Here is a 14892-nt window from a genome sequence, read left to right on the forward strand (position 1 = left end):
GGAACGAGCGGTCCGGGGTGCAGCACCGGCAACGAGGTCGGCGGTGGCGCCGGAGGTGGTGCTGGCAGTGGTCACGGGGTTCTCCTGGAGTGCCGGGGCGAGTGCCGGGGTGGATGTCGGGGCGAGCGTCGGGTGGGGAGCTGGATCGAGCGCCGGGTCACGCGAGGTGGTCGAGCCGGGCCAGGACGGCGGGGTCGAGGTCGACGGCCGCTGCGGCGAGGTTCTCCTGCAGGTGCGTCACCGAGGAGGTGCCGGGGATCGGCAGCACGACGGGGGAGCGCTGCAGCAACCAGGCCAGCGCCACCTGCGAGGGCGCGAGCCCCAGCGCGCTCGCGAGCCGGGCCAGCGGGCCGCGCGGGTCGCTGAGCTGCCCGGTGGCCAGCGGGAACCAGGGGATGAACCCGATCCCGCGCTGCTCGGCGACGCGCAGCAGCGGCTCGGCGGAGCGTTCGGCGAGGTTGTAGAGGTTCTGCACCGTGGCGATCGGCGCGATCGCGGCGGCGGCGTCCAGCTCGGCGACGCCGACCTCGCTCAGCCCGAGGTGGCGGACCTTCCCCTCCTGCCGCAGGTCCGCCAGCGTGCCGACCTGGTCCGCCAGCGCCACGCGGGGGTCGATGCGGTGCAGCTGCAGCAGGTCGATGCGCTCCACCTCCAGGCGCCGCAGGCTGGCCTCGACGGCGGCCCGCAGGTGAGCCGGCCGGCCATCGGTCGACCAGCGTCCCGGGCCGGGGCGGGTGAACCCCACCTTCGTGGCCACGACGAGGCCGTCGTAGGGGTGCAGCGCGTCGCGGAGGAGCTCCTCGGCGACACCGGGCCCGTAGGAGTCGGCGGTGTCGAAGAGCGTGACACCGAGGTCGGCGGCGCGGCGCAGCACCCGCAGGGCGCCCTCGCGGTCGCGGGAGGGGCCCCACACGCCCGGGCCGGGCAGCTGCATCGTGCCGTAGCCGAGGCGGTGCACCGCCAGGTCGCCGCCGATGCGGAAGGTGCCGGCGGTGGCGGCCGGCGCGGCGGCCGGTTGGAGGGTCGGTTGGCGGGTCGGTTCGTCGGTCGTGGTCACGGGAACTCCTGTTCGTCGGGATCTCAGGGGCGCGCCGGCCGGCGCGCCAGGGACAGCGCGGCCAGCGCCGCGAGGACGACGACGGCGACGGCGTACTCGCGGGTCGTGGTCAGCAACCCGCCTCCGTGGACGGTGAGGACCCCGGCGAGCACCGCCGGCAACCCCAGCCCGAGGTAGGCGGCCACGTACACCGCGGACAGCACCCCGGCGCGCTCGTGAGGTTCGGCCTGCGGCAGCACCAGGCGGATCCCGCCCTGGAACCCCGCGCCGAAACCCGCGCCCGCGACGGCGGTGCCGGTGAAGAGGACCGCCGCCGACGCCAGCGGCAGTGCGAGCAGGGTCAGGCCCATCCCCGCCGCGAGAGCGACCACCGCGACGACGACGCTGGTGCGCGCCGCCACCGGGCGCAGCAGCACCACGACGACCGCGGCCACGGCCGTCTGCACGAACAGCGCGGAGGCCCCCGCGACCGGGGAGTCCCAGCCGAGCACGGTCCGCACGAGCGCCGGGGCCAGCGAACCGTAGAACCCCGCCAGCGCCCACACCGCGAACACCACCGGCGCCGCCACCGCGAACGGTGCCCGGGAACGCGGTGGCAGGGCGATCCGCGGCGCCAGCGAGGCCAGCGCCGCCACCCGGGCGCCGTCACCGGGGCGGGCAGTCTCCGGCGCCAGCGCGACCGCTGCGGCCTGCAGCACGTACACCACCAGCAGCACCACGTACACCAGGTGCGTGGGCCAGGGCAGGAACTCCACGACCAGCGCCGACAGCACCGCGCCGGTGGCGGTGCCGACCGGTGGCGCCACCGAGTTCGCGACCGCCCCCCGGCGCCGGTCCAGGTCCAGTGCCAGCGCCCCGGCCGCCCCCACCGCCGCGCCCGTCGACAGACCCTGCAGCACCCGGGCCACGAGGAGCTCGGCGACGCCGGGGGCGGTGGCCAGCACGATCATCGCGACGACCTGCACGCCCAGGGCCGCCAGCAGCACCGGGCGGCGGCCGAGGTGGTCGGACAACCGGCCCAGCACCAGCAGCGAGGCCAGCACGGCCAGGGCGTACACGCCGAACACGACGGTCGTCGTCAGCGGCGAGAAGCCCCACTCCCGCTCGTACGTGGCGTACAGCGGGGTCGGCGCGCTGGAGGAGGCCAGCACGGTCACGGTGATCGAGGCGGCCAGCAGCAGGCGGGCGGTGGCGGGGCGTGCGGGCACGGCGGTCTCCTTCCGGCAGGGAGTGGGCGGTCCCCACCGGGAGCGGGGGCGTCGCCACCGCGAACCTAGGAGCCGCCGCCGGACGCGGGCATCAGCACGATGACCACTCCCCGACCCGCCGGGTGCTGCGCGGCCCCTCCTGGACCGGCGGAGGAGACCAGCGGGGGAGCCACACCCAGCTGGGCCGCTCGTACAGCGGGACGAAACCCGCCCGCAGCAGGTAGTGCAGCGACGGGTTGCGCGTCCCTGGCGCCGCCCGGTACGCCTCGGCGCAGATCCACGCGGCCCCGGCCGCGACGGCCTCCTGCACCCGCAGCCGCACCAGCGCGCTCTGGGCGCCACGACCCCGGTGGGTCGGCAGCGTCGCCGCACCGCACAGCGAGGCGACCGGCCCGTCGCGGAACGACAGCGCCGCCGCCACCACCCGGTCCTCCTCCCGTGCGGCGACGGGGAGGAACTCCGGAGCGGTGGCGGCGGCGGCGGCGAACAGCTGCTCGACCTCGGCCGGCATGCCCGTCCCCCGCACCAGGACGCGGGCCCACTCCGCCACCTCCGCGGCGTTCCGCACCTCCACCGGGGCGACCTGCAGCCGGGTGGGAGCGGTGGTGGGTCCGCCGGCCGCGGCGGGTGCGGGGGCGAGGGCCGGCCGCAGCAGCTCGACCCACGGGGTGCCCGCCCTCAGGCCGCACGCCCGGCGGTCTCGCTCCAGTCCGGTGGCAGCGCCTCGGGGGCGATCTGCAGCACACCGCGGGCGACGCCGTGGTGGCGCCGTGGTGGCGCCAGAACCCGCAGACCGTGCGCACCAGCTCGGCGGTGACCGGTTCGTCGACGCCGAAGCCGAGGATCTTGCTCCAGTACCCGCTGGGGTCGTCGGCGGCCGCCAGCACGACCCCTCCGCCCACCTGCAGCACCGAGACGCCCAGGGCGGCGCGCACCGGTGCCGGCGCCTGCCCGATGAAGCGGTGCAGCACAACGGCCTCGGCCCGCCCGGCGCTCCCGCCCCCGCCATCGTCGGGGCGGGGCAGGAGGGCCGTCATTGGCAGGACGACCACTGCGCCGCGGTGCGGGCCGGCCCGCTGCCCGGGTCCAGTGGTTCTACCGATGCCGGGCCCGCGGGCGCGCCCGTAGCGTCCACGACCATGAGAACCCCGGGGACACCACCCCCACCCCGCACCCCACCGGTGACCGGGCCGCGTCCTGGCGCTCCGGCCACGACCTCGCCGCTGCTGAGCGCCCGCGACCTCGTGAAGAGCTACCGGGGCGCCGACGGGCAGCCCGCACCGGTGCTGCGCGGCATCTCCCTGGAGGTCGCCGCCGGGGAGCTGGTGGCGGTCGTCGGCCCCAGCGGATCCGGCAAGTCGACGCTGCTGCACTGCCTGTCCGGTCTGGAACGCCCGACGTCCGGTTCGGTGCGCATCGCCGGCACCGACCTCACCGGTCTCTCCCGCAGCGCCCTGGCGAGGGTGCGCCGCGAGCGGGTCGGCTTCGTCTTCCAGGCCTACGACCTCATCTCCTCCCTCACCGCCTGGGACAACGTCGCACTGCCCGCCCGGCTGGCCCGCCGCGCCGTGCGCGAGGAGGACGTCGAGCGGGCGCTGGCCCACGTCGGGTTGTCCGGCCGGGCCCGCGCCAAGCCGGCGGCCCTGTCCGGCGGGCAGCAGCAGCGGGTGGCCGTCGCCCGCGCGCTGGCCGTCGAGCGCGACCTCGTCTTCGCCGACGAGCCCACCGGCGCCCTGGACACCACATCCGGCGCGCAGGTGCTGGCGCTGCTGCGCGCGGCCGCCTCCGGTGCGCGCTCGGTCGTCCTCGTCACCCACGACCTGCAGGCCGCGGCGCTGGCCGACCGGGTCCTCGTGCTGCGCGACGGGCTGCTGCACGTCGAGCTGCGCGGGGCCAGCGCGGCGGACCTGCTGGAGGCCGTGGCCGCCGCCGCGGTGCGCGGGTGAGCGGGAGCGGACGGCTGGGCCCGCTCGCCCGCCTCGTCGTCGCCGACGTCGTCGCCGACCCCCGCACCTGGGCCGGCGCCGGAGCCGTGGCCGCCACCGCCGCCGCCGTCGGGACCCCGGTGGCGGCCCTGCTCGTCACCGCCGGCCGCGTCGGCGGCACGCCGGCGCTGGCCCTGTACGCGCTCAGCGGCACCGTCCTGGCCTTCACGCTCGTGGCAGCGGTGGCCGTGCTGGGCTCCGTGGCGGGCCTGGTGGTCGGGCTGCAGCGGCGCTCGCACGCCCTGTGGCAGCTCGTCGGGCTCGGCCCGGGCGCGGTGCGCGCGATCGTGCTCGCCCAGCTGCTGCTCGTGGGCGCGGCCGGCGCCGTGCTCGGGGTGCTGCTGGCCCGCCCGCTGGTGCCCGCCGCCGGCCGCTGGCTGCTGGCCGGCACCAGCGGGCTGGAGGGCGTGCGGCTGCAGGCCGGCGGCAGCGGCTGGGTGGTGGCCGCCGTCCTGCTCGTCGTCCTGCTCGGCGGCCGGCGCAGCGCGGCCCTCGCCGCCCGCGCCGACCCCGTGGAGCTGGTGCGCACGCCGGACCCGCCGCAGCCGCGCCCCGGGCCGCTGCGCTGGGTGCTCGCGCTCGTGCTGGCGCTGGCGGCCGCCTCCGTCACCGCGAGCCTGGGCGGGCGCCGCAGCGCCGAGGAGCTGGCGGCCGCGGAGACGGGGCTGCTGCTGCTGGCGCCGCTGAGCGCGGGCGTCCTGCTCGCCCTCGGCCCGCTCGTCGTCGTCCCGGTGCTGCGCGCGTGGACGGCGCTGGTGCCCGCACGCCTGTCGGTCTCCTGGCACCTGGCCCGCGCCGCGGTCCTGCACGGCTCCGGGCGCAGCGGCGCCGTCACCGCTCCCCTCGTGCTCGCGGTCGCCCTCACCGGCGGCCTGTACGCGGCCGGCGGCACCGTCCGCTCCGCCCTGTCGGCCCTGGACGTGCCCGCTGCCGCGCTCTCGGCCCGGGCGGCGGTCCTGCTGCTGGGCGGGCCGCTGCTGCTGGCCGCCGTCGGCGCCGCCGCGATAATCTTCACGGCCGGGCGCCTGCGCGAGGGGGAGGTCGCCCTGCTGCTGGCCGCCGGCGCTCCCCGCGCCACGGTGCTGCTCGCCGCGGTCTGGGAGGCACTGGTCCACGTCGTCACCGCCACCCTGCTCGGCCTGCTCGGCGTGCTGGTGACCGCGGCGGTGGCGACCTGGACGGTGGCGGCCGCGGCCCCGGGCACCGCGCCCACGACGGGGGTGCCAGCGGCGGCGGCCACCGCCGGGGCGGCGCTGGTGCTGCTGCTGGTGGCGACCGTGCTGCCCACGCTGGCCGCGCTGCGGCACGGCCCGGGGCGCTAGGCCAGCGCCTGCGCGCGCTCGGCCCACGGCAGCGCGCCCGCCGCCCGGAACAGCTCGGCGGCCGCGCCGGCCCGCTGCGCCGCCTCGCCGCCCCGCCCGCGCCCGGCCAGCCACCGGGCGTGCGCGAGCAGCGCGCGGCCCAGCTCCAGCGGGGCCCCGCTCGTGCGGCCCGCCGCCACCGCCGCCCGGTGGTGGCGCTCGGCGCTGACCGGGTCCGTCGCCAGCAGCGCCCGCGCCCGGTGCACCAGGCAGCGCAGGTGGTCGGAGCCGAGGACCTCGGCGGCGCGGGCGGTGGCCGCCACCCGCGCCGCCACCCCGGTGGTGTCGCCGACGGCGACGGCGGCCTCGACGAGGTCCGCGAGCGCCCAGTGCGCGGTCGTGGCGTGCACCGCGACCCGGTGCAGCGGCGCCAGCGCGTCGGCGGGGCGGTCGTCGGCCAGCGCCAGCAGCCCCACCGCCCACGCGCCGCGCGCCCGGCCCAGCCGGCACGGCGGCTCGTCCCGCACGAGCTCGCGGGCCCACCGCGCCACCTCCTCGCCCTCGGCCCGCGAGCCCAGCCAGGCGTGCGCGCGGGCGGCGCCGGCTGCGGCCAGGGCGGCCAGCAGCGGCAGCTCCAGGTCGCTGGCGGTCCGGATGCCCACCTGCGCATCCGCGAGGCCGTCGGCCGGCCGGCCCGCACCGATGAGCGAGCCGGCCCGGCCTGCCAGCGCCAGGCACTCCTCGCCCACCGACCCGCCCTCGTGGAAGGCGCGCACCCCGGTGTCCCAGGCGGCAGCGGCCGTGCGCAGGTCCTGCGCCGCCTCGGCGGCGAAGGCGGCCGCCGGCAGCACCACCGGGTGCAGGGCGGCCAGCGCGGGCACGACGTCCGCCAGGGCGGCGCGCTCGCGGGCGGGTACGGCGGCCGGCTCCAGCAGCACCCGGCCGACCGAGCGCAGCACCCGCTCCAGCGGCCCCTCGCCCGCCGCGCCCGCGTCCAGCGCCGCGCGCACCCGCTCGGCCGCGCCCGCCCGCACCGGGAACGCCCACACCCGCGTCGCCGCCGCCAGCAGCACCCGCAGCCCGTCCGCGTGCCGGTCGTCCGCGTCCGGGTCGTCCCCGGCGCCCACGGCGAGGCCCGCGTCCACCATGTCGTCGACCGAGTGCCCGGCCGTGACGCCCGTGGAGTACGCCAGCACCCACTCGGTGATCGTCAGCTCGCGCACCACGGCCGGGTCCACGGCCACCCGGAACCCCTCGCGCAGCGCCTGCACCGCCTCCCCGGTCAGCCCGCCCTCGCGGGCGTGCTCCGCGGCCCGCGCCAGCCGGCGCGCCCGGGAGCCGTCGTGCCCGGACAGCGCCGCGGCCCGGCGCAGCGCCGTGACCGCCTCGGCGCGGGCACCGCGCCGCGCCTCGCGCAGCGCGACCGCTTCCAGCGCGTCGGCCACGGCGTCGTCGGCCACGGCGTCGTCGGGCCCGTCGCCGCGACCGGCCAGGGCCGCGGCGCGGTGCCAGGCGGCGCGCGCCGCGTCGGTGCAGGCGTCCGCGAGCGCGGTGTGCACCGCCACCAGCTCCGCGGCGGCGGCCTCGCGCTCGAGGGCGGTGACCACCAGGGCGTGCCGGAAGCGCACCCGGCCGTGCTCGACCCGCACGAGCCCGCCGGCCGCGGCCGGTCGCAGGTCGTCCGCGGACAGCCCCAGCCGCCGGGCGGCGGCCAGCAGCTCCGGCGCGGGCGAGGAGGCTCCCGCGGCGGCCAGCAGCAGCGCCCGGCGGGTCGGCGCCGGGAGCCCGGCCAGCTGCCCGGCCACCAGCGCCACCAGGGCGCCGGTGCCGGTGCCGGTGACCGGTCCGCTCACCGTTGCGTGCGCCGGGGCCTCGAGGGGTCTCGCCTGCACCGGGTCCTCCTCGAGCATCCGTGCTCCTCAGCTCGCCCGACGCGCTCGGGCGGGCACGCCGAGCGTGCTCGCCCGAGCCCCGCGCGGGCATCAGCACGATGACTGCGGCCCCGCCCGGCGCTGTCCCGGCGCGGCCGGCGGCCACGGGGCAGCGGCACGCCAGCGGCGGGACCGGGCGGTGCACCTGAGTCGTTCGACGGATTCCGCGACCGCCCGCGGCGCCTAGCGTCCGCTGCCGTGACCACCACCTCCACCACCTCCGCCGGCACCTCCGGCGGGTTGCGGGTCAGCGTCCACGTCGCCCCCTACAAGAGGGTCGCGAACCCCGCGCCCGGCTGGGACCCGGCGCGGCCCGCGACCTGGCCGGCCACCACGAGCACCCTGGTGGCCGGGGAGCGCGAGGCCGTCCTCGTCGACGGCCTGGTCACCGATGCCGAGTCGCGGGAGCTGGCCGACTGGGTGCTGGCCAGCAGCAAGCGGCTGACGCGCGTCTACGTCACCCACGGCCACGGCGACCACTTCCTCGGCCTGGCGGGGCTGCTGGCCGCCAGCCCCGGCGCCGACCTCGTCTGCCTGCCGCAGGTGGCGCCCGAGGCCGCCGGCCAGCTGGGCGCGGAGGGGATGGCCGTCTGGAACGGGCTCTTCCCCGGGCAGCTGCCGGCGCGGCTGGCGCAGCCGGCGCCGCTGACCGGGCCGCTGGAGGTCGAGGGCCGCCCGCTGCACGTCCTCGACGTCGGCCGCAGCGACACCAGCCCGACGACCGTCGTGCACGTGCCCGACGCCGACGTCGTGCTCTCCGGCGACGTCGCCTACGACGGCATTCACCCCTGGCTGGTGGGTTCCGACGCCGCGGGGCGGCACGAGTGGCTGGCCGCGCTGGACGCCGTCGAGCGGCTGGGCGCGCGCCGGGTGGTCGCCGGTCACCGCGATCCGGGCGCCCCCGACGACGACGCGGCCCGCGTGCTCGACGAGACGCGCCAGTACCTCGTCGACTACGAGCAGGCGCTGGCCGCCAGCGACAGCGCCGACGAGCTCGTCGCCCGCGTCGACGCCCGCCACGGCAGCCGCGGCAACCCCTACACGCTCTTCCTCTCCGCCACCTCCGCGTTCGCGGCGGGGGCACCGGCCCCGCAGGGCGAGCCCTCCGGAGCGGCGGGGGCGTCCGGCCGGTGAGGGCGGGCGAGATGCACCACGAGCGGTCGACCCCGGGAGGACCCCATGAGCGCCGTCGATGACCGCCCCCGGACCGCTGCCGCGGTCGTGCGGCAGGGCGTGCGGCAGGGCGTGCGGCAGGGCGTGCGGCAGGGCGTGCGGGTGGCCGCGACCGCGCTCGCCGCGTCCCCGCTCCCGACCACGGAGGCACTGCACGGCGCACCACCGGCCGGCGCACCACCGGTCGGCGCGGCCCCGGGCTGGGTGCACGCGGGCGCCGGGGACGTGCTCGGGCGCGACGCCGAGCTGCGGCACCTGCGCCGGCGGCTGGCGGACTCCCGGGCGGGCGGCGTGGCCGTCGTCGTCGAGGGCGAGGCCGGCATCGGCAAGAGCACCCTCGTGGCGCAACTGGAGGCCGCCACGGGTCCCGGCCCGCTGCGGGTGCTGCGCTGCACGGGCGTGGAGGCCGGCGCCGGCAGCGGCTTCGCCGGGCTGCACGAGCTGCTGCACCCGCTGCTGCGGGATGCGGAGGCGTTGCCGGCACGGCAGCGCTCGGCGCTGCTGACCGCCTTCGGCCAGGAGGACGGACCCGCCCCGGACCGCCTGCTCGTCGGGCTGGCCGCCCTGGGGCTGCTGGAGGAGGCGGCCGCGCTGTGCCCGCTGCTCGTCGTCGTCGAGGACCTGCAGTGGCTCGACGCGGCCAGCGCCGACGTCGTCGCCTTCGTGGCGCGCCGGCTGACGACCACCCCCGTGCTGCTGCTCGCCACCGCGCGCACCAGCAGCGCCCGGCCCGCCCCCTGGCGGGCGGCGCCCTGGGAGCGCCTTGAGCTGCTCCCGCTGCAGCCGGCCGACGCGGCCGCGCTGCTGGACGCCACCGCCGGCGGGCTGCGCCCCGCCGCCCGCGCCCGCGTGCTGCACGAGGCCGGGGGCAACCCGCTGGCGCTGCGCGAGCTGGGCGCCGCCCTGGCCGGCCTCGCCTCCGTGCCCCCGCCCGGGCAGGGCCTGCCGACGACCCAGCGCCTGGAGCGGGCCTTCCTGGCCGAGGTGGACCGGCTGCCGGCGGGGACCCGCCGGCTGCTGCTGCTGGCCGCGGCCGAGGGCGGGGAGATCCCGCTGCCCCGGCTGGCCGCGGCCAGCGGGGTCCCCGAGCAGGCGGTCGACGACCTCGACGCCGCCGAGCGCGCCGACCTCGTCAGCGTGCGCGGCGACCTCGTCCGCTTCCGCCACCCCCTCGTGCGCTCGGCCGTCTACGGTGGCGCCGCGCTGCCCGAGCGGGCCGCGGCGCACCGGGCGCTGGCCGCCGTGGCCACCGACGCCGGTCGGGCCGCCTGGCACCGCGCCGCCGGCACCCACGTCGCCGACGAGGAGGTCGCGGCCTCCCTGGAGGCCAGCGCGCACCGCGCCGTGCAGCGGGGGGCGCCCGAGGAGGCGTTCGCGGCGCTGGAGCGTGCGGCGGCGCTGAGCCCGCGGCTGCCCGCCCGCGTGCGTCGGCTGGCCGCCGCCGCCGAGGTCGCCCGGCGCGCCGGGCTGGCCGCCGACGCGGCCCGCACGGTGCGGGCGGCCGCGCCGCTGGCCGAGGACCCCGTCGTGGTCACCCGGCTCGCCACCACGGCCAGCGCGCTGGCCGTCGTGCACGGCAGCGACAACCGCGGGCCGGTGGACCTGGTGCGCGGCCTGGTCGAGCTCGCCGACCGGCTCGGCGGCCCCGACGGCGCCGGCGCGCCCGCCGAGCGGGTCTCCCTGCTCTTCCGCGCCGCCGTGCAGGCCTCCGGCTTCGGGCTGGACGAGCGCGAGCGCCGCCCCGTCGAAGAGGCGCTCACCGCCCTCGACGTCCCCCCGGGCCACCCGCTGCGGGACGTGGCGCTGGCCGCGCTGGACCCGCACCGGCACGCCCACCGGGTCCGCGGGCGCTTCCCGAGCCTGGCCGCGGGTGCCGCGCAGCACCAGCCGGACGCCGTCGCCCACGTCGCGCACGTGGCCGAGGCCGTCCACGACCTCGAGGGCGCGCACGAGGTGTGGGACGCCGCGGTGCGCGGCTCCCACGAGGCCGGTGCCCTCTCCGACGAGGCGCACGCCCTGCTGGGGCGCGGCTGCCTGCGCGTGGTCACCGGCCACCTCGAGGAGGCCGTCGCGGACCTGCAGCTGAGCCTGCGGATCGCCGTGGACAGCGACCAGATGCTGATGGCCGGCTACGGCGAGGCCGCGCTGGCCCGTGCCCACGCCTGGCGCGGGGAGCACGGGCAGGCCCTGGCCGCCTGCGCGCGCTCCGCGCAGGCCACCGGCCCCGAGCCGTTTGCCATCACCGTCGCCTCCCGCCGCTGGGCGGCCGGTCTCGTCGCCCTCGCCGAGCAGCGCCCCGGCGACGCCTGGGAGCAGCTGCGGGGCGTGGACGTGCACCCGCCCACCGCCGCCCTGGCCCTGGGCGACCTCGTGGAGGCTGCGGTGCGCGCCGGGCGGGCCGACGCGGTCGGCGCCGCGGTGGCCGCGGTGGCCGAGGTGGAGCGCAGCGCGCAGCTGCTGCACGCCCCGCACCTGCAGGCGCTGGTGCACCGCTCCCGCGCGCTGCTGAGCGCCGAGGCCGGTGACGTCGACGGAGCGCAGGCGGCCTTCGAGGCGGCCGCCCGGGTCGGCGCGCCGGGCCCCTCGCGCTTGGAGCTGGCCCGCACGCAGCTGCTGCACGGGGAGTGGCTGCGCCGGCAGCGGCGCATCCTCGACGCCCGCGAGCCGCTGGCCGCCGCGCTGGCGGCGTTCGAGTCGGCCGGTGCGCGCACCCTGGCCGAGCGCGCGGGCGCGGAGCTGCGCGCCGCCGGGGTCGTCCCCTCCGGCGCGGCGCGCACCGGCCGCGAGGACCCCGCCCTGCTGCTGACCCCGCAGGAGCTGCAGATCGCCCGGCTGGCCGCCGGCGGCATGACCAACAAGGAGATCGCCGACAAGATCTACCTCTCCCACCGCACCGTCGCCGCGCACCTGTACAAGGTGTTCCCCAAGCTGGGCATCACCCACCGCACCCAGCTGCGCGATGCCATCGAGGCCCCGGCCGCGGCGGTGGAGCACCCCGGCGCACCCGCGCCCGAACCGTCGGGAGCGCCCGCGGTCCCCGGCGGCGCCGTCCCCAGCACCGGGGTCGTCGTCGCCGCTCCGGTCGCCCCGGTCGCCCCGGTCGCCCCGGCCGCCCCGGTCGCCCCGGTCGCCCCGGCCGCCCCGGCCGCCCCGGCCGCCCCGGCCGCCCCGGTCGCCCCGGCCGCCCCGGCAGTCTCCCGCCCGCCGCTGCTCGCCCGCTTCGCCGAGGCGGTCGTGACCGCCGTCAGCGTCGACGAGGTGGCCGCCGCGGCCGCGCGGCAGCTCGTCGACGAGCTGGGACCCGCGCTCGTCAGCGTCGTGCTGCGCGGTCCGCGCCCGCGGGTGGTGCGGCACTGGTCGGTGCGCGGCGGCGGCCTCGACGTCGACGCCCACGGCTGGCGCACGGCCTCGCTCGCGCAGGAGTCGCCCTCGCTGGACCCGGCCCGGCGCGGGCGCGGCGACTTCCACGAGGACCTCAGCACCTTCAGCACCGGGTGCGCGATCGTGCAGGGCGTGGTCCGCGCGGCGGGGCTGCGCGCCCTGGCGGACGTGCCGCTGACGGTCTCCGGGCAGGTCACCGGATTCCTCCTGATCGGCTGGGACGCCGAGCGGGAACTGCCGGCGCAGCTGCGCCGGACGCTGGAGGAGTTCGCGGCCGGGTGCGCGCAGACGCTGGAGCGCTGCCTGTCCGCCGCCCGGGGGCGCTCGCTGCTGCGCTCCCTGCAGGCGGTCGTGCCCGGGGAGCTGACCTCGACGCCGCACGTGCAGCTGGCCGGCCGGCGCCAGGCCGCCGGCCCGGGCCCGCAGGGCGGGGCCGGCGGGGACGTCGGCGGCGACTGGTACGACGCGTTCGCCGCCGACGACGGCTCCACGGTGCTCGTCGTCGGTGACGTCACCGGCCACGGCCCGGCGGTCGCCGCCGCGGCCGCGCTGCTGCGCGGCGTGCTGGCCAGCCACGCCCTCGAGGACCTCCCGGCGCAGGCGCTGACCCGGCTGGACCGCGCGGTGGAGCGCCTCGACCTGCCCGCCGGCGCGACCGGGGTGGTGCTGCGGCTGGCGCCGGCGCCCTCCGGCGGCTACCGGCTGCGCTGGTCCAACGCCGGCCACCCCGCGCCGCTGGTGCTGCTGCCCGACGGGCGGGTGCTGCCGCTGGTGAGCGCTCCGGAACTGCCGGTGGGCGTGGACCCGCGGGCCGCGCGCCGCGACCACGAGCAGGAGGTGCCAGCCGGTTCGACGCTGCTGCTGGTCACCGACGGGCTGCTGGAGACGCGCTCGCAGGACGCCGGCGGCGGGCTGGAGCGGCTGCGCGCCGACCTGGCCGGCCAGGCGCACCTGCCGCCGCAGGCGCTGGTGGACAGGTTGCTGGAGCGCGTCGCCGGCGAGACCAGCGACGACGACGTGACGGTGCTGGCCGCCCGGCTGGGTGCTGCCGTCCCCGCGGGCGTGCCCGCCTGAACGCACGACGGCACCTGCCCGCGGCGAGGCCGCGGGCAGGTGCCGTGCTCCGGGTGGCTCCTCGGCAGCGCCGACCTCAGGCGACGGTGACGTCCGTCAGCTCGATGGAGACCAGCAGCGGTTCGGGCAGGGCGTGGCCGTCCTCACCGCGCACGAAGATGCGCCGGGAGGTGGGGACGACGATGCCACCGACCTCCCGGTGCCCCGAGAGGTAGTGCGCGGCGGGGGAGCCGCCCATGACGTCCACCTGGTAGTCCCGGCGCCGCACCAGGCCGTCGCCGTCGACGTGCACGACCTGCTCGCGGCTCATGGTGACGATCTCGTCGGGGAAGCGCACCCGCAGGCGCTGCCAGGTCTGCCCCCGCTCGGACCAGGGGCCGATCTCCTCCACCTCGACCCCGGGGCGGGTGAAGACGTACGGCTCGGTCAGGTACGTCCACATGGCGTGCCCGCAGAAGAACCCCAGCTGCAGGTGCGTCCAGGGCGTCTCGACGCCGTGCCCGGTGAAGGAGGCCACGGGGTCGTCGAGTGCCTCCACGACCTCCCCGGCGTCGGTCTCCACGGCCACCCGCGAACCGGTGAACGTGACGTGCCGGTCGGGGGCGGTGAAGGGGCTCAGGACGGCCTCCTCGCGCTGCACCTGCACGGTGATCTCGCCCTCGTCGACGATGCCCGGTACCTGCTTGAGGTCCCACAGGCCGCCGCCGAACACGCGGTAGGCCGAGATGGTCTCCACCTCCCGCCAGCGGTCCACGCCGCCGTAGGCCTTCAGCACCTTCTCGAGCAGGTGGGTCATGGTTCCTCCAGGGGTTCTCGTGGTCGTCGGGGTCCTGCGTGCGCAGGTTTCAGCGGCCGAGGAAGGCGCGCACGTGCTCGCCGAACAGTCGCGGGTACTGGTCGAGGAAGCCGTGGCCGGCGTCGGGGTACAGGCGCAGCTGCGCCCCCGGGATGCGCTCGGCCAGCAGCAGGCTGTTGCGGCTGTCCATCATCGTGTCGTCGTCGCCGTTGGCGACGAGGGTGGGCTGGCGGATCGCGGACAGCCGCTCCAGCTTCGACGACTCCGGGATCCCCCACGTCATCAGCGCCGTGTACTGGGCGTCGCGGGTGGCCAGGTCGGTCGGCTCGTCGCGGTCCTGCCGGCGGGCGGAGGTGCGGGCCAGGTGCTCCCAGCCGGCGCGGGTGCTCTCGGTGGACCCGCTGAAGAACAGGGCGATGAAGTCCTCCGGCGTGGTGACGTCCGCGGTGGCCAGGGCGTGGACGTCGTCGCTCCACGGGTGCAGGTTCGGCGCGCCCTGCGGAGCGGTGCCGCCCAGCACGAGCCGGCGCACCAGGCGCGGGTGCCGCAGTGCGAGCTCCTGCGCGACGTGCCCGCCCAGGGAGAACCCCAGGACGTCCACGTGCTCCAGCCCGAGCGCGGCCGCGAAGGCGGCGGTGTCGGTGGCGGTGGCGGTCACGTCGTCGCGGGTGGCGCCGGTGGAGGCGCCCACCCCGCGCTGATCGACCGTGATGACCTCGCGGTCGGCGGCCAGGACGTCGAGCAGGATCGGGTCCCAGAAGTCGAGGTTGCCGCGGAAGTGCTGCAGCAGCAGCAGCGGCGGCAGCGTCGCGGACGGTGTCCCGAAGCGGCGGTGGGCGAAGGTGTCGCCGCCCACCTGCACGAACCGGTTGGGGGCGGCGGCCGCGCCGGTGGGCTCGGCGTGGTCCTCGGTGGTGGGACGTTCGGAGGTGGTGGTCATCGTCGGGCTCCTGTGGTCCGGGGTTCCGGGTGGGGGTTCCAGGTGG

The 14892-nt window shown here is 78.8% G+C and carries 10 protein-coding genes; 4 read left to right on the forward strand and 6 right to left on the reverse strand.

The genetic code is table 11. The features are described 5' to 3' along the window. Positions 1-157 precede the first annotated feature (157 nt). The 3 genes from ACRYM2_RS00435 to ACRYM2_RS00445 all read right to left on the reverse strand — a co-directional run bounded on the left by ACRYM2_RS00435 (position 158) and on the right by ACRYM2_RS00445 (position 2839). On the reverse strand, positions 158-1057 hold the full coding sequence (locus tag ACRYM2_RS00435; protein ID WP_432519066.1) for an aldo/keto reductase: 900 nt from the start codon (positions 1055-1057) through the stop codon (positions 158-160). Positions 1058-1080: 23 nt separating this feature from the next. Then, positions 1081-2265 (reverse strand): MFS transporter, encoded by a 1185-nt coding sequence (locus ACRYM2_RS00440; protein ID WP_432519067.1) that lies wholly within the window; start codon positions 2263-2265, stop codon positions 1081-1083. A 91-nt stretch (positions 2266-2356) separates the two neighbouring features. Beyond that, the gene (locus ACRYM2_RS00445) at positions 2357-2839 is read right to left on the reverse strand and encodes a GNAT family N-acetyltransferase (protein WP_432519068.1); all 483 of its coding nucleotides are present in this window, start codon (positions 2837-2839) and stop codon (positions 2357-2359) included. 607 nt (positions 2840-3446) lie between these two features. Here ACRYM2_RS00445 and ACRYM2_RS00450 point away from each other — a divergent pair. Further along, positions 3447-4211, forward strand: coding sequence for an ABC transporter ATP-binding protein (locus tag ACRYM2_RS00450; protein WP_432519069.1), 765 nt, complete (start codon positions 3447-3449; stop codon positions 4209-4211). After that, complete coding sequence (locus ACRYM2_RS00455; RefSeq protein ID WP_432519070.1) at positions 4208-5572, forward strand: FtsX-like permease family protein; 1365 nt, start codon at positions 4208-4210, stop codon at positions 5570-5572. Before ACRYM2_RS00450 ends, ACRYM2_RS00455 begins: the two co-directional genes overlap by 4 nt. Here the strand turns inward: ACRYM2_RS00455 and ACRYM2_RS00460 are convergent. Next, on the reverse strand, positions 5569-7461 hold the full coding sequence (locus ACRYM2_RS00460; RefSeq protein WP_432519072.1) for a hypothetical protein: 1893 nt from the start codon (positions 7459-7461) through the stop codon (positions 5569-5571). The two genes, ACRYM2_RS00455 and ACRYM2_RS00460, sit on opposite strands and share 4 nt — an antisense overlap. 219 nt (positions 7462-7680) lie before the next feature. Between ACRYM2_RS00460 and ACRYM2_RS00465 the strand changes: the two genes are divergently transcribed. After that, the gene (locus ACRYM2_RS00465) at positions 7681-8616 is read left to right on the forward strand and encodes an MBL fold metallo-hydrolase (protein ID WP_432519073.1); all 936 of its coding nucleotides are present in this window, start codon (positions 7681-7683) and stop codon (positions 8614-8616) included. Positions 8617-8661: 45 nt separating this feature from the next. Beyond that, positions 8662-13110 (forward strand): SpoIIE family protein phosphatase, encoded by a 4449-nt coding sequence (locus ACRYM2_RS00470; protein WP_432519075.1) that lies wholly within the window; start codon positions 8662-8664, stop codon positions 13108-13110. A gap of 76 nt (positions 13111-13186) precedes the next feature. Here ACRYM2_RS00470 and ACRYM2_RS00475 read toward each other — a convergent pair whose 3' ends face one another. After that, positions 13187-13906, reverse strand: a complete 720-nt coding sequence (locus ACRYM2_RS00475) for a hypothetical protein (RefSeq protein WP_432519077.1) — start codon at positions 13904-13906, stop codon at positions 13187-13189. A gap of 49 nt (positions 13907-13955) precedes the next feature. Continuing rightward, complete coding sequence (locus ACRYM2_RS00480; protein WP_432519079.1) at positions 13956-14846, reverse strand: alpha/beta fold hydrolase; 891 nt, start codon at positions 14844-14846, stop codon at positions 13956-13958. Between the last annotated feature and the right edge of the window lie 46 nt (positions 14847-14892).

Origin of the sequence: Kineococcus aridisoli, assembly GCF_050871885.1 — a bacterium.
In the GTDB taxonomy this organism is placed as follows: domain Bacteria; phylum Actinomycetota; class Actinomycetes; order Actinomycetales; family Kineococcaceae; genus Kineococcus.

What these genes read in the sequence shown, in the direction of transcription:
- ACRYM2_RS00480 (WP_432519079.1), bottom strand. Translation starts at nt 14,846, where the DNA reads ATGACCACCACCTCCGAACGTCCCACCACCGAGGACCACGCCGAGCCC.
- ACRYM2_RS00460 (WP_432519072.1), bottom strand. Translation starts at nt 7,461, where the DNA reads ATGCTCGAGGAGGACCCGGTGCAGGCGAGACCCCTCGAGGCCCCGGCG.
- ACRYM2_RS00475 (WP_432519077.1), bottom strand. Translation starts at nt 13,906, where the DNA reads ATGACCCACCTGCTCGAGAAGGTGCTGAAGGCCTACGGCGGCGTGGAC.
- ACRYM2_RS00470 (WP_432519075.1), top strand. Translation starts at nt 8,662, where the DNA reads ATGAGCGCCGTCGATGACCGCCCCCGGACCGCTGCCGCGGTCGTGCGG.